At 65.4% G+C, this 19,297-nt stretch carries 27 protein-coding genes; all 27 read left to right on the top strand.

Going from position 1 to position 19,297, the window contains the following annotated elements:
• Positions 1–5: 5 nt before the first annotated feature.
• The 27 genes from ACFT32_RS15875 to map all read left to right on the top strand — a co-directional run bounded on the left by ACFT32_RS15875 (position 6) and on the right by map (position 19,230).
• A complete protein-coding gene (locus tag ACFT32_RS15875; protein WP_382489357.1) occupies positions 6–4,592 on the top strand; it encodes an RHS repeat-associated core domain-containing protein in 4,587 nt (1,528 codons plus the stop codon).
• Between the two features lie 25 nt (positions 4,593–4,617).
• The gene (locus ACFT32_RS15880) at positions 4,618–5,049 is read left to right on the top strand and encodes an SMI1/KNR4 family protein (RefSeq protein WP_382489359.1); all 432 of its coding nucleotides are present in this window, start codon (positions 4,618–4,620) and stop codon (positions 5,047–5,049) included.
• Between the two features lie 117 nt (positions 5,050–5,166).
• Positions 5,167–5,856: a hypothetical protein gene (locus ACFT32_RS15885; protein WP_382490699.1), complete on the top strand. Its 690-nt coding sequence runs from the start codon at positions 5,167–5,169 to the stop codon at positions 5,854–5,856.
• 408 nt (positions 5,857–6,264) lie between these two features.
• The gene (gene rpsJ / locus ACFT32_RS15890) at positions 6,265–6,573 is read left to right on the top strand and encodes a 30S ribosomal protein S10 (protein WP_003948644.1); all 309 of its coding nucleotides are present in this window, start codon (positions 6,265–6,267) and stop codon (positions 6,571–6,573) included.
• A gap of 17 nt (positions 6,574–6,590) precedes the next feature.
• Positions 6,591–7,235, top strand: a complete 645-nt coding sequence (rplC, locus tag ACFT32_RS15895; RefSeq protein ID WP_030839681.1) for a 50S ribosomal protein L3 — start codon at positions 6,591–6,593, stop codon at positions 7,233–7,235.
• Between the two features lie 7 nt (positions 7,236–7,242).
• Positions 7,243–7,899: a 50S ribosomal protein L4 gene (gene rplD / locus ACFT32_RS15900; protein WP_189728748.1), complete on the top strand. Its 657-nt coding sequence runs from the start codon at positions 7,243–7,245 to the stop codon at positions 7,897–7,899.
• Positions 7,899–8,318, top strand: coding sequence for a 50S ribosomal protein L23 (gene rplW / locus ACFT32_RS15905; protein ID WP_382489362.1), 420 nt, complete (start codon positions 7,899–7,901; stop codon positions 8,316–8,318). The genes rplD and rplW overlap by 1 nt, the downstream gene beginning before the upstream one ends.
• A gap of 40 nt (positions 8,319–8,358) precedes the next feature.
• Entirely contained in the window at positions 8,359–9,195 is an 837-nt protein-coding gene (gene rplB / locus ACFT32_RS15910) for a 50S ribosomal protein L2 (RefSeq protein WP_031141294.1), read from the top strand.
• A 12-nt stretch (positions 9,196–9,207) separates the two neighbouring features.
• Positions 9,208–9,489, top strand: coding sequence for a 30S ribosomal protein S19 (gene rpsS, locus ACFT32_RS15915; RefSeq protein WP_057607913.1), 282 nt, complete (start codon positions 9,208–9,210; stop codon positions 9,487–9,489).
• Positions 9,490–9,531: 42 nt separating this feature from the next.
• Complete coding sequence (gene rplV, locus ACFT32_RS15920) at positions 9,532–9,879, top strand: 50S ribosomal protein L22 (protein WP_184591450.1); 348 nt, start codon at positions 9,532–9,534, stop codon at positions 9,877–9,879.
• Complete coding sequence (rpsC, locus tag ACFT32_RS15925; RefSeq protein WP_003992361.1) at positions 9,879–10,703, top strand: 30S ribosomal protein S3; 825 nt, start codon at positions 9,879–9,881, stop codon at positions 10,701–10,703. Before rplV ends, rpsC begins: the two co-directional genes overlap by 1 nt.
• Positions 10,704–10,708: 5 nt before the next feature.
• Positions 10,709–11,128 (top strand): 50S ribosomal protein L16, encoded by a 420-nt coding sequence (gene rplP, locus ACFT32_RS15930; RefSeq protein ID WP_003992362.1) that lies wholly within the window; start codon positions 10,709–10,711, stop codon positions 11,126–11,128.
• Complete coding sequence (gene rpmC, locus ACFT32_RS15935; RefSeq protein ID WP_010036720.1) at positions 11,128–11,352, top strand: 50S ribosomal protein L29; 225 nt, start codon at positions 11,128–11,130, stop codon at positions 11,350–11,352. The genes rplP and rpmC overlap by 1 nt, the downstream gene beginning before the upstream one ends.
• On the top strand, positions 11,352–11,639 hold the full coding sequence (gene rpsQ / locus ACFT32_RS15940) for a 30S ribosomal protein S17 (RefSeq protein WP_003992363.1): 288 nt from the start codon (positions 11,352–11,354) through the stop codon (positions 11,637–11,639). Before rpmC ends, rpsQ begins: the two co-directional genes overlap by 1 nt.
• A gap of 107 nt (positions 11,640–11,746) precedes the next feature.
• Entirely contained in the window at positions 11,747–12,115 is a 369-nt protein-coding gene (rplN, locus tag ACFT32_RS15945; RefSeq protein ID WP_003992364.1) for a 50S ribosomal protein L14, read from the top strand.
• A 2-nt stretch (positions 12,116–12,117) separates the two neighbouring features.
• The gene (rplX, locus tag ACFT32_RS15950; RefSeq protein ID WP_376641110.1) at positions 12,118–12,441 is read left to right on the top strand and encodes a 50S ribosomal protein L24; all 324 of its coding nucleotides are present in this window, start codon (positions 12,118–12,120) and stop codon (positions 12,439–12,441) included.
• Positions 12,441–12,998 carry a 50S ribosomal protein L5 gene (gene rplE, locus ACFT32_RS15955; RefSeq protein ID WP_003992366.1) on the top strand — a complete coding sequence of 186 codons (558 nt, stop codon included), beginning with the start codon at positions 12,441–12,443 and terminating at the stop codon, positions 12,996–12,998. Before rplX ends, rplE begins: the two co-directional genes overlap by 1 nt.
• A gap of 5 nt (positions 12,999–13,003) precedes the next feature.
• Entirely contained in the window at positions 13,004–13,189 is a 186-nt protein-coding gene (locus tag ACFT32_RS15960) for a type Z 30S ribosomal protein S14 (protein ID WP_003948630.1), read from the top strand.
• A 213-nt stretch (positions 13,190–13,402) separates the two neighbouring features.
• Complete coding sequence (gene rpsH, locus ACFT32_RS15965) at positions 13,403–13,801, top strand: 30S ribosomal protein S8 (protein WP_030839654.1); 399 nt, start codon at positions 13,403–13,405, stop codon at positions 13,799–13,801.
• 24 nt (positions 13,802–13,825) lie between these two features.
• On the top strand, positions 13,826–14,365 hold the full coding sequence (rplF, locus tag ACFT32_RS15970) for a 50S ribosomal protein L6 (protein ID WP_059424839.1): 540 nt from the start codon (positions 13,826–13,828) through the stop codon (positions 14,363–14,365).
• Between the two features lie 3 nt (positions 14,366–14,368).
• Entirely contained in the window at positions 14,369–14,752 is a 384-nt protein-coding gene (rplR, locus tag ACFT32_RS15975; RefSeq protein WP_007494754.1) for a 50S ribosomal protein L18, read from the top strand.
• A gap of 39 nt (positions 14,753–14,791) precedes the next feature.
• Positions 14,792–15,397, top strand: a complete 606-nt coding sequence (gene rpsE / locus ACFT32_RS15980; protein WP_164332815.1) for a 30S ribosomal protein S5 — start codon at positions 14,792–14,794, stop codon at positions 15,395–15,397.
• A gap of 2 nt (positions 15,398–15,399) precedes the next feature.
• Positions 15,400–15,582 (top strand): 50S ribosomal protein L30, encoded by a 183-nt coding sequence (rpmD, locus tag ACFT32_RS15985; protein ID WP_003974250.1) that lies wholly within the window; start codon positions 15,400–15,402, stop codon positions 15,580–15,582.
• Positions 15,583–15,584: 2 nt separating this feature from the next.
• Positions 15,585–16,040, top strand: a complete 456-nt coding sequence (gene rplO / locus ACFT32_RS15990; RefSeq protein WP_193482350.1) for a 50S ribosomal protein L15 — start codon at positions 15,585–15,587, stop codon at positions 16,038–16,040.
• Between the two features lie 246 nt (positions 16,041–16,286).
• Positions 16,287–17,600: a preprotein translocase subunit SecY gene (gene secY / locus ACFT32_RS15995; RefSeq protein ID WP_382489369.1), complete on the top strand. Its 1,314-nt coding sequence runs from the start codon at positions 16,287–16,289 to the stop codon at positions 17,598–17,600.
• Entirely contained in the window at positions 17,600–18,262 is a 663-nt protein-coding gene (locus tag ACFT32_RS16000) for an adenylate kinase (protein ID WP_382489371.1), read from the top strand. The genes secY and ACFT32_RS16000 overlap by 1 nt, the downstream gene beginning before the upstream one ends.
• A gap of 131 nt (positions 18,263–18,393) precedes the next feature.
• Complete coding sequence (gene map, locus ACFT32_RS16005) at positions 18,394–19,230, top strand: type I methionyl aminopeptidase (protein WP_328411539.1); 837 nt, start codon at positions 18,394–18,396, stop codon at positions 19,228–19,230.
• Positions 19,231–19,297 lie beyond the last annotated feature (67 nt).

Consider the following 19,297-nt stretch of genomic DNA (forward strand, 5'->3'; position numbering starts at 1 on the left):
GCGGTATGGCGGGGCACAGGCCGGCGGACTGGCACGTCCTCGATCTGGACAAGGACCCGACCCCGGGTGATCCGCAGCGGGTGCGCACGCTTGCGAAGCAGTTGCACGACTTCGCCGACGATGTCTCCGACGCGTTGCGTCTGGTCAAGGGCATGGCGGGGGAGGGCACGCTTCTGGAGTGGGCGGGCAAGTCCGCGGATGTCTTCAAGGAGGACTTCGCGGATGTCCCGAAGAACCTCAAGAAGCTGAAGAAGTCGTATGAGATGTGCGGTGACGCGCTCTCCGACTTCTGGCCGAAGCTGGAGCGGGCCCAGTCCCTGGCCGACAAGGCCCTCATCAAGGGCCGCGAGGCCCGCGACAACCTCTCCTCGGCCCAGTCGAAGCTGACCTCGGCGGACTCGTGGGTGACGCGGGCCGGCAAGGAAGCGGACAAGTACAAGGACGACCCCACCGGCAGCAAGTCGGATGCGGACAAGCCGGACGAGGCCAAGGTCCGCGCCGCCACCCGCGATGTCCAGCACGCCAAGTCCGCCCAGTCCAAGGCCCAGTCGGACGTCTCCGACGCCCAGGACGCGCTCGCGGCGGCGAAGAAGATGGCCGCGGACGCGCGCACGATGCGTGATGAGGCCGCTCGTGAGGCGAAGTCGAAGATCGACGAGGCCTCGGATGCGGGTATTCAGAACCGGTCGTGGTGGGAGGAGGTCGGGGACTGGTTCGTCGACAACTGGGACACCATCGTCGCGGTGTGCAAGGTCGTTGTCGCGGTCGTCGGGATCGTGGCGATGATCATTGGCGGGCCGATCCTGGGCGCGATCGTGCTGATCGCCGCCGCTGTCGTCCTCGCCGACACGCTCTACAAATACTCCAAAGGCCAGGCCTCCCTATGGGACGTGGGACTCGCCGCGCTGGACTGCATACCCGGCATGAAGGGGCTCACCACCCTCGGCAAGCTCGCCACGGGTGCGAAAGCGCTGGGCAAGGTGGGTCTCAAGGGTATGGCGCTCGGGGCCAAGGGTCTGGGGAGAAGCGCCAAGGGCATGGTCGCGGACGGAGCCAAGGGTGCCTACAACCGTCTCAAGACCAAGATCTTCGGATGCGGCGACCCCGTCGACGTGGCCACCGGTGCGATGTACCTGCAGCAGGTCGACGTGGAATTGCCTGGCGTGCTGCCTCTCATGTTCACTCGCCGAGCCGCCTCGAACCACCGCTGCGGCTGGTGGTTCGGTCCGAATTGGGCCTCCACGATCGATCAGCGCCTCGAAGTCGACAAGGACGGCGTTGTCTTCATCACCGAAGAAGGCATGCTGCTTGCCTATCAGCACCCCTTGGCGGCGGGAGCTTCAACTTGGCCGGAACAGGGGCCTCGTTGGCCGCTCACCCTGCTTGACGGTGGGGGCTACCAGGTGCATGACCCCGATTCCGGGCACACACGAACGTTCGCACCACCATCAGGTGGTCTGGCGCTCCCGCGGTCCATCGCCGACAGAAACGGCAACACCATTACGTTCGACCACGAGCCGGACGGTACGCCGTTGGGCATGCGGCACTCAGGTGGATACCACATCACCTTCGCGGTGACCGAAGGGACAATCAGCGAACTGAGCCTGAGTGGGGCGGGTGAAGACGGAACCGACATCGTCATCAAGCGCTTCACTTACACGGACGGCATCCTCACTGGAGTGGTGGGATCGTCCGGAGCGTCATTGAGGCTCGCCTATGACGAGAGACTGCGCATCACGGCGTGGACGGACAGCACCGGCAGCTCCTACCACTACGCGTATGACGAACAGGACCGCTGCACGGCCCAGGGTGGTGAAGCGGGGCACGTCGCATTCACGTTCGCCTACGACGGGTCGGAGGGTGACTGGCCAGGTCATCGAGTCACGACGGCGACCAGCGCCGCGGGTGTGGTCAGCCGATACGTCATCAATGCCGACTCGCAGGTGGTGGCGGAGACCGACCCGCTCGGTGGCCTTACCAAGAGGTCATACGACACCAACCACCACCTCCGCTCATACACCGACCCCTTGGGACGGACGACGCTGACGGAGTACGACGATGAGGGTCGGCCGGTGGTGATGGTGCGGCCCGACGGTGCTCGCACCGAGTACACGTACAACGAACTCGGTCTGCCGCTGGTCGTCACCCTGCCGGACCACAGCACTGTCCGCAGCGTCTACGACGAGAGTGGAAATCGCACGGCCATCACGGACGCCGACGGTGCCACGTTCCGCTATGTCTACACAGCTGCGGGCCATCTGTGCGGCCTTACGGATCCACTCGGATACACGACCACGATCCGCACTGATCGGGCTGGGCTCCCGATCGAGATAACGGATCCACTGGGGGGAGTCCTCCGACATGAACGGGACGCCTTCGGCCGCACGATTCTGCTGACGGATCAGCTGGGGCACACCACTCGTCTCGAATGGTCCGTAGAAGGGTGGCTCACACGTCAAGCCGACGCCGACGGCACTGAATCGTGGGAGTACGACGGCGAAGGGAACTGCCTACGCCACGCAGACACCGCCGGCAACGTCACAACGTACGAGTACACCCACTTCGATCTGCTGGCGGCAAGGACGGATCCTGCAGGGGCCCGCTACACCTATGCCTACGACGCCGATCTGCGTGTCACGCAGGTCACCGCGCCTACAAGCGATGTCTGGCAGTACACCTACGACGCCGCCGGGCGCTTGGTGTCAGAGACGGACTTCGATGGTCTCACCACTCAGTACTCCTATGACCTTGCCGGGCAGCTCATCGTCCGTACCAATGCCCTGGGACAGAGCGTCCACAGCGACCACGACATCCTCGGCCGCATGGTTCGTAAGCGCCTGGACGGGAAGGCAATGGACTTCCGTTACGACGTGTGCGGGCGACTCATCGAGGCAACCGGTCCGGACGCGACGATCACGATGACCCGGGACGAGGTGGGGCGACTCCTCACCGAGACGACGGACGGCCGACGAGTCTCACACACGTACGACCCCGCGGGGCGTCGTCGCACCCGCACGACCCCCAGTGGCGCGGTGAGCAACTGGAGCTACGACATGGCGGGAAGCGCCACTGAACTCGTCAGCTGCGGACATGCCGTTCGATTCGACCGCGATCCGGCGGGACAAGAACTTGCTCGCCGTATCGGCGGAGATACCGTGCTGGCTCAGACACACGACCCGATCGGACGCGTACTCTCCCAGTCTCTCGTTCATGACGGGCAGAGTCGGCTCCTGCGCCGTTACGGCTACCGATCGGACGGGCGTCTCAGCGGAATCGAAGATCTGACCGGAGCGCCGAGCCACTACGAGTCGGATCCGACGGGACGCGTCACGGCGGTGCACGGACCTCAGGGCACGGAAAGCTATTCCTACGACCCCCATGGCAACCAGAGGCAAGCCTCGTGGCCGGCTGTGTTCCCCGGACAGGAAGGGACCGGTGAACGGGGCTACCAAGGGCTGCGTCTGCGGCGTGCGGGGTCGGTGCGCTTCGAGCACGACGCACAGGGACGCATCACGCTCCGGCAGAAGACCCGCCTGTCGCGCAAGCCGGACACCTGGCGCTACGAATGGGATGCCGAAGATCGGTTGACCGCGGTCACGACTCCGGACGGAACCCGCTGGACGTACCTGTACGACCCCCTCGGGCGACGCATAGCCAAGCAACGGCATGCTGCTGACGGTGTCACAGTCGTCGAGCGCACCGAGTTCATCTGGGACGGCACGGTGTTGTGCGAACAGACGACCGCTTCGGTCGGACAGCCGCACTCTGTAACGCTGACGTGGGACCACCAGGGCCTCCAGCCACTCACGCAGACCGAGCGCATCATCAAGGCCAATGCCTCGCAAGAAGTGATCGACCAACGCTTCTTCGGCATTGTCACTGACCTCGTCGGGACTCCGACCGAGCTCGTCGACGAAGAAGGAGAGATTGCCTGGTATGCGCAGGCGACGCTGTGGGGCTGCACCACGTGGAACCGCTCCGCAGGTGCTTACACACCACTGCGCTTCCCCGGTCAGTACTTCGACCCGGAAACCGGACTGCACTACAACCTCTTCCGGCACTACGATCCCGAAACAGGCCGCTATCTCACTCCCGATCCTCTGGGACTTGCGGCGAGCCCAAACCCCTTCTCCTATGTGAATGACCCCCTCACGTGGGCGGACCCGCTGGGGCTCACTCCTTGTGAAGACGCCGCCAAACAGGCCGCTGCCCGAAACGAGACAGTGCTGGGGAATAACGTCCCCACTCGCTCGGAAGCCTCTGTCGGGAGTGCCACGAGTCACAGCTATAAAAAGACGTTCTTCGAGGCGCATCCGGAGCTCAAGGGAAAGGTCGTCGTGCATCATGCAATTGAGCAGCAAGTGCTCAAGAGGTATCCGGGCCTGTTCTCGGCAGACGAAATGCACTCCTTGGAGAATCTGCGCGGAATACCCAAGGGGGATATTAATAGTAGGGTTCACCTGAGTCAGATCCGCGTGGAATGGAACAGGTTTTACGATGCGAACCCGAACCCCACGCGGCAGGAAGTTCTCGATCACGTGACGCGGGTCGATGATATGCTCGGCAACTGGTTCAGTCCGCGCATTCGTTAATGTTCACGAAAAGATTGGTCATGCTATGTGGCGTGAGATCGTCGAAGTGTTTCCATCGGCGGAACTCCGTAACCCCGTAGATTCCGGCACTCTCGACCGCGTCGAATCGGCTCTTGGCCAGCCGCTCCCAGGTGATCTTCGCTCCTTTCTCTTGGAAAGCGACGGACTGGCCGATGAATACGGCACCGACATCATCTGGACGGTCGAGCGAATCCTCAGCGACAATCTCTCGTTTCGAACTGACGAACAGTACAAGTCTCTGTACATGGCGTTCGACTCGCTCATCTTCTTCGGGGACAACGGCGGGGGAGACCAATTTGCCTTCGTTCGGCGACCTGAGCGCAACGAGGTGTTCGTCTGGGACCACGAGACGGATAGCAGAAACCTCGTGTCGCCGAGCTTGGAGCGCTATGTGCACAGCGCGCTGGAGAGTGACGGCGACGACTGGTACCGGTAGCGATACTGCCCGGTGAATTGCGTGCCGACGGACACCTGGGAGTCGATCCTGCACGAGCGTGGATCCTTCGTGGCCCATGAGGCCGCGCGTCGGTTTCTGTCCGAATTCGGCGGTCTCGTGACGTACGGCTGGCCCGCCGATTCGATCGCCACCTCGTCGGCCATCCGGTTCGACCCGCTCGGGGCCCATGGGCAGGGCGAGCGATTCGCGAGGGCGAGCCGGGAAGCGGGGGAGTCCCTGTATCCCATCGGCATGGCGGACGAGGGCGCCGGCTTCCTGGGCAGCACCGAGAACGGGACCCTCCATCTCGTGAGGGACCGCGTGGAGCCGCTGGCCACATCCACCGACCAGGCGCTGGACCGCCTGGTGGCGGCGCAGGCAGCACGGTCCGGCCTCTGGACACCTGGTACGCCGGCAGCCGGGCACCCCTTCTGGATACGGCTCGACACCGTCGAGACCGGTACGGATGCCGGGCGGTTCCCACGGAGACCTGGGAGAGCATCCTCCTGCCGACCGGCGAGTCCGAGATCCACGACGCGGCGCGGCGCTTTCTCGCGGGGTTCGGAGCCGTCGGAGTGCCCTGGCGGGAGCCCAGGGGCTCGATGCCGTGGACGCAGTTCTCGCTGGACCCGCTGCCGGCGATCCGGGACGGGGAGATCATCGACGACCTCGCCGAGCAGGCGGGCGTCGATCTGTACTCCATGGGTATGCGCGACACACGACGAGGCGTTGCGGAGGCTCACCCGGCAGGGTTCAGCCGATGGCTTCCAATTGATCATCGGCGGTAGGAGCGCGTCCCCGGTTTGACCCACGTCACCCCCGGGGTATTCTCCTCGGCTCGATTGGCGTAGGCGCCGCCCCATATGGCAGACTGTCCGAGTTGCTCGGTCGAGTGTTGATGCTGCGCGCCTCCCGCCGGGGGGACCGGAAGCGAGTCCCACAGTACTCGTCGCCCCAACTGCCTTACGGCAGCGCTGAGGCGGACGTACGGGAATCTTCCGGGAAGCGTATGTGCGGCACCGGCCAGGCACCCGGTGGGTTTTCCGCCCCCGGCTCGCGGTTCCGGAAGGGCCGTGTGCAATCCCGGAAGGTTGTTCGGACAAGGGACATCCTTGTCAGCGGGAGCGCGACACGCCCGACCGCGTGGGTCGGAGAACGGATAGTACGGAACACCGGGTTCCAGAGCGTTACGAGAGACAGGACTACTGAGTAGCCATGGCGGGACAGAAGATCCGCATCCGGCTCAAGGCCTACGACCACGAGGTCATCGACTCCTCGGCGAAGAAGATCGTCGAGACGGTGACTCGCACTGGTGCGTCGGTCGCGGGCCCGGTGCCGCTGCCCACTGAGAAGAACGTGTACTGCGTCATCAAGTCGCCGCACAAGTACAAGGACTCGCGCGAGCACTTCGAGATGCGCACGCACAAGCGCCTGATCGACATTCTCGACCCGACCCCCAAGACCGTTGACTCTCTGATGCGACTCGACCTCCCGGCCGGTGTCGACATCGAGATCAAGCTCTGAGGGCTGGTGATCTGAGAATGGCTAAGCAGATCAAGGGCATCCTGGGCGAGAAGCTCGGCATGACGCAGGTGTGGGACGCGAACAACCGTGTTGTTCCGGTCACCGTCGTCAAGGCCGGCCCCAATGTCGTCACCCAGGTCCGCACGAACGACGTCGACGGCTACGAGTCCGTCCAGATCGCGTTCGGCGAGATCGACCCGCGCAAGGTGAACAAGCCCCTCAAGGGCCACTTCGCCAAGGCCGACGTCACTCCCCGCCGCCACCTCGTCGAGATCCGTACCGCTGACGCCAGCGAGTACACCCTCGGCCAGGAGATCACCGCTGAGGTGTTCGAGGCCGGCCTCAAGGTCGACGTGACCGGCAAGAGCAAGGGCAAGGGCTTCGCCGGTGTCATGAAGCGTCACAACTTCAAGGGCCTCGGCGCCGGACACGGCACCCAGCGCAAGCACCGCTCGCCCGGTTCCATCGGTGGCTGCGCCACCCCGGGCCGCGTGTTCAAGGGCCTCCGCATGGCGGGTCGCATGGGCAACGAGCGTGTCACCACCCAGAACCTGACCGTCCACGCCGTTGACGCGGAGAAGGGTCTGCTGCTCATCAAGGGCGCGGTTCCCGGTCCGAACGGCGGCCTCGTCCTGGTCCGCACTGCGGCCAAGGGGGCCTGAGGTACCGATGAGCACTGTTGACATCCTTTCGCCTGCGGGCGAGAAGACCGGTAGCGTCGAGCTCCCCGCGGAGATCTTCGGCGTGGAGAAGATCAGCATCCCGCTGATCCACCAGGTCGTCGTCGCGCAGAACGCCGCTGCCCGCCAGGGCACGCACAAGACCAAGCGTCGCGGTGAAGTCCGTGGTGGCGGCAAGAAGCCGTACCGCCAGAAGGGCACCGGTCGCGCCCGTCAGGGTTCGACCCGCGCGCCGCAGTTCGCCGGTGGTGGCGTCGTGCACGGTCCCGTGCCGCGCGACTACTCGCAGCGGACCCCGAAGAAGATGAAGGCTGCCGCTCTGCGTCACGCCCTCACCGACCGGGCCCGCCACAACCGCATCCACGTCGTCTCCGGCGTCATCGAGGGTGAGAACCCGTCGACGAAGGCCGCCAAGTCGCTGTTCGGCAAGATCTCGGAGCGCAAGAACCTGCTCCTGGTCGTCGACCGCGCCGATGAGGCCGCGTGGCTGTCCGCCCGTAACCTGCCCCAGGTCCACATCCTGGAGCCGGGCCAGCTGAACACGTACGACGTTCTCGTCTCGGACGACGTGGTCTTCACCCAGGCCGCCTTCGAGTCCTTCGTGTCCGGCCCGAAGGCCAATGACACCGAAGGGAGCGAGGCCTGATGGCTATCCGTCACCCCGCCATTGCCTCCAAGGCGGCGAAGAAGGCCAAGGCCGCGCGCGTCGCCAAGGCGCGCCGCCACGCCGCCGAGGGCAAGAACACCGTCGAGACCCCGCTGAGCAAGTCCTTCACGGACCCCCGTGACGTGCTGCTCAAGCCGGTTGTCTCGGAGAAGAGCTACGCGCTCCTCGACGAGGGCAAGTACACGTTCGTCGTCGCCCCGAGCGCCAACAAGACCCAGATCAAGCAGGCCGTCCAGGCGGTCTTCTCGGTCAAGGTCACCGGGGTCAACACGATCAACCGCCAGGGCAAGCGCAAGCGCACCAAGACCGGTTTCGGTCAGCGTGCCGGCACCAAGCGCGCGATCGTGACCCTCGCTGAGGGCGACCGTATCGACATCTTCGGCGGTCCGACCGCCTAAGGGCGGTCCGGATCGTCCGATATCGGACGAGGACTGAGAAATGGGAATCCGCAAGTACAAGCCGACTACGCCGGGCCGTCGCGGCTCCAGCGTCGCCGACTTCGTCGAGGTCACGCGGTCCACGCCGGAGAAGTCGTTGGTCCGCCCCCTGCACAGCAAGGGTGGCCGTAACAACTCCGGTCGTGTGACCGTCCGCCACCAGGGCGGTGGCCACAAGCGCGCCTACCGCGTGATCGACTTCCGTCGTCACGACAAGGACGGCGTGCCGGCGAAGGTCGCGCACATCGAGTACGACCCCAACCGCACCGCGCGCATCGCGCTCCTGCACTACGCGGACGGCGAGAAGCGCTACATCCTCGCGCCGCGTGGCCTGAGCCAGGGCGACCGCGTGGAGAACGGCCCCGGGGCCGACATCAAGCCGGGCAACAACCTTGCCCTGCGCAACATCCCGGTCGGTACCACGCTGCACGCCATCGAGCTGCGTCCGGGCGGCGGTGCGAAGTTCGCCCGCTCCGCCGGCGCCTCGGTGCAGCTGCTCGCGAAGGAGGGCTCGATGGCCCACCTCCGCATGCCGTCCGGTGAGATCCGCCTGGTCGACCAGCGCTGCCGCGCCACGGTCGGCGAGGTGGGCAACGCCGAGCAGAGCAACATCAACTGGGGTAAGGCGGGCCGTAAGCGCTGGCTGGGCGTTCGCCCGACCGTGCGTGGTGTGGTCATGAACCCGGTGGACCACCCGCACGGTGGTGGCGAAGGCCGTACCTCGGGTGGTCGTCACCCGGTGTCCCCCTGGGGCAAGAAGGAAGGCCGTACTCGTTCGCCCAAGAAGGCGTCGAACAAGTACATCGTCCGCCGCCGCAAGACGAACAAGAAGCGCTAAGGACGGGTTGAGATGCCTCGTAGCTTGAAGAAGGGGCCCTTCGTCGACGACCACCTGATCAAGAAGGTGGACGCTCAGAACGAAGCCGGCAGCAAGAACGTCATCAAGACCTGGTCCCGTCGCTCCATGATCGTGCCGGCCATGCTCGGCCACACGCTCGCGGTGCACAACGGCAAGACCCACATTCCGGTGTTTGTCACCGAGTCGATGGTCGGCCACAAGCTCGGCGAGTTCTCGCCGACGCGCACCTTCCGGGGTCACGTCAAGGACGACCGGAAGTCGAAGCGCCGCTAGCAGCGGGGTGGAATGACCATGACAGACACTGGAAGGACAACCATGGACGCCAGGGCCCAGGCGCGGTACATCCGCGTCACGCCCATGAAGGCCCGCCGAGTGGTGGACCTCATCCGTGGCCTTAACGCCACGGAGGCTCAGGCGGTCCTGCGTTTCGCCCCGCAGGCCGCGAGCGTGCCGGTCGGCAAGGTGCTGGACAGCGCCATTGCCAACGCCGCGCACAACTACGACCACACCGATGTCGACAGCCTCTTCATTTCTGAGGCCTACGTCGACGAAGGCCCGACCCTGAAGCGGTTCCGTCCGCGTGCCCAGGGCCGTGCCTACCGGATCCGCAAGCGGACCAGCCACATCACCGTGGTCGTCAGCAGCAAGGAAGGAACCCGGTAATGGGCCAGAAGGTAAACCCGCACGGGTTCCGGCTCGGTGTCACGACCGACTTCAAGTCGCGTTGGTACGCCGACAAGCTGTACAAGGACTACGTCAAGGAAGACGTCGCCATCCGTCGGATGATGACGTCCGGCATGGAGCGCGCCGGCATCTCGAAGGTGGAGATCGAGCGCACCCGTGACCGTGTGCGTGTGGACATCCACACCGCGCGTCCGGGCATCGTCATCGGCCGCCGTGGCGCCGAGGCCGACCGCATCCGCGGTGACCTCGAGAAGCTCACGGGCAAGCAGGTCCAGCTGAACATCCTCGAGGTCAAGAGCCCCGAGACCGACGCTCAGCTGGTTGCCCAGGCCGTCGCCGAGCAGCTCTCCTCCCGCGTCTCCTTCCGTCGCGCCATGCGCAAGAGCATGCAGGGCACGATGAAGGCCGGCGCCAAGGGCATCAAGATCCAGTGCGGTGGCCGCCTCGGTGGCGCCGAGATGTCCCGCTCGGAGTTCTACCGCGAGGGCCGTGTGCCCCTGCACACGCTCCGCGCGAACGTGGACTACGGCTTCTTCGAGGCCAAGACGACCTTCGGCCGCATCGGTGTGAAGGTCTGGATCTACAAGGGCGACGTCAAGAACATCGCCGAGGTCCGCGCCGAGAACGCTGCTGCCCGTGCGGGTAACCGCCCGGCCCGCGGCGGTGCCGACCGCCCGGCCCGTGGTGGCCGCGGTGGCGAGCGGCGCGGTCGCAAGCCGCAGCAGGCCGCTGGTTCCGAGGCCCCCAAGGCCGAGGCTCCCGCGTCCGCCGCTCCGGCTGAGAGCACCGGAACGGAGGCCTGACCGACATGCTGATCCCCCGTAGGGTCAAGCACCGCAAGCAGCACCACCCCAAGCGCAACGGCATGTCCAAGGGTGGCACGCAGGTTGCGTTCGGCGAGTACGGCATTCAGGCCCTGACCCCGGCGTACGTGACGAACCGGCAGATCGAGGCAGCTCGTATCGCCATGACTCGTCACATCAAGCGTGGCGGCAAGGTCTGGATCAACATCTACCCGGACCGCCCCCTCACGAAGAAGCCCGCCGAGACCCGCATGGGTTCCGGTAAGGGTTCTCCCGAGTGGTGGATCGCCAACGTCAAGCCCGGACGCGTGATGTTCGAGCTGTCGTACCCCAACGAGAAGATCGCGCGCGAGGCCCTGACCCGTGCGGCTCACAAGCTGCCGATGAAGTGCAAGATCGTCAAGCGCGAGGCAGGTGAAGCGTGATGTCGGCCGGTACCAAGGCGTCCGAGCTGCGCGAGCTGGGCAACGAGGAGCTGCTCAACAAGCTCCGCGAGGCCAAGGAAGAGCTGTTCAACCTCCGCTTCCAGGCGGCGACGGGCCAGCTCGAGAACCACGGCCGGCTGAAGGCCGTCCGTAAGGACATCGCGCGGATCTACACCCTGATGCGTGAGCGCGAGCTGGGCATCGAGACGGTGGAGAGCGCCTGATGAGTGAGAGCAACGTGACTGAGCAGACTGCAGAGGCCCGCGGCTTCCGCAAGACCCGTGAGGGTCTCGTCGTCAGCGACAAGATGGACAAGACCGTCGTCGTCGCCGTCGAGGACCGCGTCAAGCACGCGCTGTACGGCAAGGTCATCCGCCGTACCAACAAGCTCAAGGCGCACGACGAGCAGAACGCCGCGGGTGTCGGCGACCGTGTCCTCCTCATGGAGACCCGGCCGCTGTCCGCGACGAAGCGCTGGCGCGTCGTCGAGATCCTCGAGAAGGCCAAGTAATCCCGCCTAGGGGGACCCCCTAGGCATCGTTCCGCCAGGCTCGGCAGGGGCCGACCTCGCACGAGGGAAGCCCCTGCCGGGAACCGGCAGACAACCAGGAGATAGACGTGATCCAGCAGGAGTCGCGACTGCGTGTCGCCGACAACACGGGTGCGAAGGAAATCCTCTGCATCCGTGTGCTCGGTGGCTCCGGTCGCCGCTACGCGGGTATCGGTGACGTCATCGTCGCCACCGTCAAGGACGCGATCCCCGGCGGCAACGTGAAGAAGGGTGACGTCATCAAGGCGGTCATCGTTCGCACCGTCAAGGAGCGCCGCCGTCCGGACGGCTCGTACATCCGCTTCGACGAGAACGCCGCTGTCATTCTGAAGAACGACGGCGACCCTCGTGGCACCCGTATCTTCGGCCCGGTCGGCCGTGAGCTGCGCGAGAAGAAGTTCATGAAGATCATCTCCCTCGCGCCGGAGGTGCTGTGAGCATGAAGATCAAGAAGGGCGACCTGGTCCAGGTCATCACCGGTAAGGACAAGGGCAAGCAGGGCAAGGTCATTGCCGCTTTCCCGCGCGACGAGCGTGTCCTGGTCGAGGGTGTCAACCGGGTCAAGAAGCACACCAAGGCAGGTCCGACGGCTCGCGGTTCGCAGGCCGGCGGCATCGTCACCACCGAAGCGCCGATCCACGTCTCCAACGTCCAGCTGGTCGTGGAGAAGGACGGCAACAAGGTCGTGACCCGCGTCGGTTACCGCTTCGACGACGAAGGCAACAAGATCCGCGTTGCCAAGCGGACGGGTGAGGACATCTGATGACGACCACCACCAGCCCGCGTCTGAAGCAGAAGTACCGTGAGGAGATCACGGGCAAGCTGCGTGACGAGTTCAAGTACGAGAACGTCATGCAGATCCCCGGTCTCGTCAAGATCGTGGTCAACATGGGTGTGGGCGACGCCGCCCGCGACTCCAAGCTGATCGAGGGTGCCATCAAGGACCTCACCACGATCACCGGTCAGAAGCCGGCCGTCACCAAGGCCCGCAAGTCCATCGCGCAGTTCAAGCTGCGTGAGGGCCAGCCGATCGGTGCCCACGTCACGCTCCGTGGCGACCGCATGTGGGAGTTCCTGGACCGCACCCTGTCGCTCGCGCTGCCGCGCATCCGCGACTTCCGCGGCCTGTCCCCCAAGCAGTTCGACGGCCGTGGCAACTACACCTTCGGTCTCACGGAGCAGGTCATGTTCCACGAGATCGACCAGGACAAGATCGACCGCACCCGGGGTATGGACATCACCGTGGTGACCACGGCGACCAACGACGCTGAGGGCCGCGCGCTCCTTCGTCACCTCGGCTTCCCCTTCAAGGAGGCGTGAGCGAGATGGCGAAGAAGGCTCTGATCGCGAAGGCTGCTCGCAAGCCCAAGTTCGGTGTGCGTGGCTACACCCGCTGCCAGCGCTGTGGCCGCCCGCACTCCGTGTACCGCAAGTTCGGCCTGTGCCGCGTGTGCCTTCGTGAGATGGCTCACCGTGGCGAGCTGCCGGGCGTGACCAAGAGCTCCTGGTAATCCCCCTTTTAGGGATTCCAAGGGCTCTCGGTAAGCAATGGGCGTGTCAGGCGCCCGCCCCTTCATGGCTTAGGCTTGGAGGGTTGGGCGCCTGACGGTCGCCCGTACGACTTACTACGCCGTAGGTCCACCGCGCCGCACCCGTCCCGTCTCGGATCGGGGAGAGGGATGGCGCACCAGGAAACCCCGGCGAGAGAGGCCGAAGGCCAATTCATGACCATGACTGATCCGATCGCAGACATGCTGACGCGTCTGCGGAACGCGAACTCGGCATACCACGACTCCGTGACGATGCCGGCGTCGAAGATCAAGTCGCACATCGCGGAGATCCTCCAGCAGGAGGGCTTCATCACGGGCTGGAAGGTCGAGGACGCCGAGGTCGGCAAGAACCTCGTCCTGGAGCTGAAGTTCGGCCCCAACCGTGAGCGCTCCATCGCGGGCATCAAGCGGATCTCCAAGCCCGGTCTCCGGGTGTACGCGAAGTCCACCAACCTGCCGAAGGTTCTGGGCGGCCTGGGCGTGGCCATCATCTCCACGTCCCACGGTCTCCTGACCGACAAGCAGGCGCAGAAGAAGGGCGTGGGTGGGGAAGTCCTCGCCTACGTCTGGTAGTTCGGGAACGGAGGAGAGACAGCAATGTCGCGTATCGGCAAGCTCCCCATCCCGGTTCCCGCCGGCGTGGACGTCACCATCGACGGCCGTACGGTCGCGGTCAAGGGCCCCAAGGGCGAACTGACCCACACCGTCATCGCGCCGATCGACATCGCCAAGGCCGAGGACGGCACCCTTCAGGTGCTCCGGCCCAACGACGAGCGGCAGAGCAAGGCCCTGCACGGCCTGTCCCGCACGCTGGTGGCGAACATGATCACCGGTGTGACCCAGGGATACGTCAAGAAGCTCGAAATCAGCGGTGTCGGTTACCGCGTCCAGGCCAAGGGCTCCAACCTGGAGTTCTCCCTGGGCTACAGCCACCCGATCCTGGTCGAGGCCCCCGAGGGCATCACCTTCAAGGTGGAGTCCCCGACCCGTTTCTCGGTCGAGGGCATCGACAAGCAGAAGGTCGGCGAGGTTGCGGCCAACATCCGCAAGCTGCGCAGGCCCGACCCGTACAAGGCCAAGGGCGTCAAGTACGAGGGCGAAGTCATCCGCCGCAAGGTCGGAAAGGCGGGTAAGTAAGCCATGGCATACGGACAGAAGATCCTTAAGGGCGACGCCTACAAGCGCGCCGCGATCAAGCGCCGCCACATCCGGATCCGTAAGCACATCAACGGAACGGCGGAGCGTCCGCGTCTGGTCGTTACCCGCTCGAACCGCCACATCGTGGCCCAGGTGATCGACGACATCAAGGGTCACACCCTGGCGTCGGCGTCCACCCTGGACACTTCGATCCGCGGTGGCGAGGGCGACAAGTCCGCGCAGGCCAAGCAGGTCGGCGCCCTGGTCGCCGAGCGCGCCAAGGCTGCCGGTGTCGAGGCCGTCGTGTTCGACCGTGGTGGTAACCAGTACGCGGGGCGCATCGCCGCCCTGGCGGACGCCGCCCGCGAAGCCGGGCTCAAGTTCTGAGCCTGCCGTAGCTAGCGGAAACAGAGAGAGGTAATTCCAATGGCTGGACCCCAGCGCCGCGGTGGCGGTGCCGGTGGCGGCGAGCGGCGGGACCGGAAGGGCCGTGACGGCGGCGCTGCTGCCGCCGAGAAGACCGCGTACGTTGAGCGCGTTGTCGCGATCAACCGCGTCGCCAAGGTTGTGAAGGGTGGTCGTCGCTTCAGCTTCACCGCGCTGGTCGTGGTGGGCGACGGTGACGGCACCGTGGGTGTCGGATACGGCAAGGCCAAGGAGGTGCCGGCCGCCATCGCCAAGGGCGTTGAGGAGGCCAAGAAGCACTTCTTCAAGGTCCCCCGTATCCAGGGCACCATCCCGCACCCCATCCAGGGTGAGAAGGCTGCCGGCGTCGTGCTGCTCAAGCCCGCGTCGCCCGGTACCGGTGTTATCGCCGGTGGTCCGGTGCGCGCCGTGCTCGAGTGCGCCGGTATCCACGACGTGCTGTCGAAGTCGCTCGGCTCCGACAACGCGATCAACATCGTGCACGCGACCGTGGAGGCCCTCCGGGGTCTGCAGCGTCCCGAGGAGATCGCGGCCCGCCGTGGTCTGCCCCTCGAGGACGTCGCCCCCGCGGCTCTTCTCCGTGCGCGTGCCGGGGCGGGTGCGTAATCATGGCGCAGCTCAAGATTACGCAGGTCAAGTCCTACATCGGCAGCAAGCAGAACCACCGTGACACCCTGCGTTCCCTTGGTCTCAAGGGCATCAACACGCAGGTCGTCAAGGAGGACCGCCCCGAGTTCCGCGGCATGGTGCACACCGTCCGCCACCTCGTGACGGTCGAGGAGGTCGACTGATCATGGCGGAGAACAACCCGCTCAAGATCCACAACCTCCGTCCCGCCCCGGGCGCCAAGACCGCCAAGACCCGTGTCGGTCGTGGTGAGGCGTCGAAGGGTAAGACGGCCGGTCGTGGTACCAAGGGTACGAAGGCCCGCTACCAGGTTCCGGAGCGCTTCGAGGGTGGCCAGATGCCCCTCCACATGCGTCTCCCGAAGCTGAAGGGCTTCAAGAACCCCTTCAAGACGGAGTTCCAGGTCGTGAACCTGGACAAGCTCGCCGCCCTCTACCCCGAGGGTGGGGAGGTCACCGTTGCCGACCTGGTCGCCAAGGGTGCCGTCCGCAAGAACAGCCTCGTCAAGGTCCTCGGCCAGGGCGAGCTCTCCGTGGCGCTGCAGGTGACGGTCGACGCCGTCTCCGGCTCCGCCAAGGAGAAGATCACCGCCGCCGGCGGTACCGTCACCGAGCTCGTCTGAACACCACAGGCGTCTTGATGACCTGAGCGATCCCGACCGGGGATACCCCACATATGGGGTATCCCCGGTTGGTCGTTCCTAGGGCGGCAGTCACGCCGGTAAGGTGGCCTGCACTGCCCTCTTTTCACAGGGTGCTTCACTTCGGGCACTCTGAGCGGCAGTTGGTCGTTACCTATGTCGTTGTTCCCATTGGACTCTCAAGACCGTCACCCTTGACGCAGTTGCGCGGGGGTCGCAGGAGGCACCGTGCTCACCGCGTTCGCCCGGGCGTTCAAGACGCCCGACCTGCGCAAGAAGCTGCTCTTCACGCTCGCCATCATCGTGGTCTACCGGGTCGGTACACACATCCCGATCCCAGGTGTCGATTACCGGAACGTCCAGACGTGTATCGATAACGCCCAGGCCAACCAGGGTCTCTTCGGTCTGGTCAACATGTTCAGTGGTGGTGCGCTGCTGCAGATCACCATCTTCGCGCTGGGCATCATGCCGTACATCACGGCGAGCATCATCCTCCAGCTGCTGACCGTGGTGATCCCCCGCCTGGAAGCCCTGAAGAAGGAGGGCCAGGCCGGTACGGCGAAGATCACGCAGTACACGCGTTATCTGACGATCGCCCTCGCCATCCTCCAGGGCACCGGCCTCGTCGCCACCGCCCGCAGCGGCGCCCTGTTCCAGGGCTGCCCGGTGGCCAGCCAGATCGTCCCGGACCAGTCGATCTTCGTCACCATCACCATGGTCATCACGATGACCGCCGGCACGGCGGCCGTGATGTGGCTCGGTGAGCTCATCACCGACCGCGGTATCGGCAACGGCATGTCGATCCTGATGTTCATCTCGATCGCCGCCACCTTCCCGTCCGCCCTGTGGGCCATCAAGAAGCAGGGCTCCCTGGCCGGCGGCTGGATCGAGTTCGGCACCGTCATCCTCGTCGGCCTGGTCATGGTCGGCCTGGTCGTCTTCGTCGAGCAGGCCCAGCGCCGCATCCCGGTGCAGTACGCGAAGCGCATGATCGGCCGCCGTTCCTACGGCGGTACGTCCACCTACATCCCGCTCAAGGTGAACCAGGCGGGTGTGATTCCCGTCATCTTCGCCTCGTCGCTGCTCTACATCCCGGCCTTGATCGCCCAGTTCGCCGGTGGAAAGTCGGAGTGGAAGACCTGGATCGAGCAACACTTCGTCAAGGGCGACCACCCGTACTACATCATTACGTACTTCCTGCTGATCGTTTTCTTCGCGTTCTTCTACGTGGCGATCTCCTTCAACCCCGAGGAAGTCGCCGACAACATGAAGAAGTATGGTGGCTTCATCCCGGGCATCCGGGCTGGCCGACCGACCGCTGAGTACCTGAGCTACGTACTCAACCGGATCACCTGGCCGGGTTCGCTGTACCTGGGTCTGATCGCTCTTGTGCCGACGATGGCGTTGGTTGGTTTCGGGGCAAACCAGAACTTCCCGTTCGGCGGGACCAGCATCCTGATCATCGTGGGTGTGGGCCTCGAGACCGTGAAGCAGATCGAGAGCCAGCTCCAGCAGCGCAATTACGAAGGGTTCCTCCGCTGATGCGTATCGTCCTCGTCGGGCCGCCGGGCGCCGGTAAGGGAACGCAGGCCGCGTTCCTGGCCAGAAACCTGTCGATCCCGCACATCTCCACGGGCGACCTGTTCCGGGCCAACATCAGCAGGCAGACGGAACTCGGCAAACTGGCGAAGTCCTACATCGACGCGGGCAACCTGGTGCCCGACGAGGTCACCATCGCCATGGCGAAGGACCGCATGGAGCAGCCGGACGCCGAGAACGGTTTCCTGCTGGACGGCTTCCCGCGCAATGTCTCGCAGGCCGAGGCGCTCGACGAGCTGCTGGAGACCGAGACCATGCAGCTGGACGCGGTGCTGGACCTTGAGGTCCCCGAGGACGAGGTCGTCAAGCGGATCGCCGGCCGCCGCGTCTGCCGCAACGAGTCGGCGCACGTCTTCCACGTGACGTACAAGCCGGCCGCCAAGGAGGGCGTCTGTGACGTCTGCGGCGGCGAGCTGTACCAGCGGGGCGACGACTCCGAGGAGACCGTCCGCAAGCGGCTGGAGGTCTACCACACGCAGACCGAGCCGATCATCGACTACTACAAGGCCCAGGGCCTGGTGGTCACGATCTCCGCGCTCGGCAAGGTGGAGGACGTCACGACGCGCGCCATGGAGGCGCTGAAGCGTGGCGAGGACGACAAGTAGTCGTTCGTACGCAGCCAAGGCCGCGGTTCCCCTCGGGGAGCCGCGGCTGCTGCGTGGGGCGGGGTCGCTCGAGCGTCCCCGTATCGTTGAAGGCGTTCATTTCTCTCCGGTCCAGAAAGGCCGTAGCCCCCATGGTGCAGATCAAGACCTCCGAGCAGATCGCCAAGATGCGTGAGGCGGGCCTGGTCGTCGCCGCCATCCACGCGGCGACCCGTGAAGCAGCCGTGCCGGGGGCCACCACCAAGGATCTGGACCAGGTCGCCCGCAAGGTGCTCGCCGAGCACAACGCCAAGCCGAACTTCCTCGGCTACGGCGGCTTCCCGGCGACGATCTGCACGTCCGTGAACGAGGTCGTCGTCCACGGCATCCCGTCCGACGACGTCGTCCTCAAGGACGGGGACGTCATCTCCATCGACTGCGGCGCGATCATCGACGGCTGGCACGGCGACGCCGCCTACACGGCCTTCGTCGGCTCCGGCCACGCCCCGGAGCTGGTCGAGCTCTCCCGGGTGACCGAGGAGTCGATGTGGGCCGGCATCGCGGCCATGAAGCAGGGCAACCGGCTGGTCGACGTCTCCCGGGCCATCGAGACGTACATCCGCCGCCAGCCCAAGCCCGGCGGTGGCAAGTACGGGATCATCGAGGACTACGGCGGCCACGGCATCGGCACCGAGATGCACATGGACCCGCACCTGCTGAACTACGTCGACCGGCGGCGCGGCAAGGGCCCGAAGCTGGTGCCGGGCTTCTGCCTCGCCATCGAGCCGATGGTCTCCCTGGGCACCCCGAAGACGGAGGTCCTCCAGGACGACTGGACGGTCATCACCACCGACGGCACGTGGTCCTCGCACTGGGAGCACTCGGTCGCGCTGACCGAGGAGGGTCCGCTGGTGCTGACGTCTCCCGACGCGGGGAAGGCGAAGCTGGCGGAGCTCGGCATTGTCGCCGCTCCGGATCCGCTGGGCTGAGCGCCTTCCGGGGTGGGTGGTCCGGATCGTCGGCGGCTGCGCGAGGGTGGGGTTCCTCGCGCAGTTC

The organism is Streptomyces sp. NPDC057002 (assembly GCF_042673825.1).
In the GTDB taxonomy this organism is placed as follows: Bacteria; Actinomycetota; Actinomycetes; order Streptomycetales; family Streptomycetaceae; genus Streptomyces.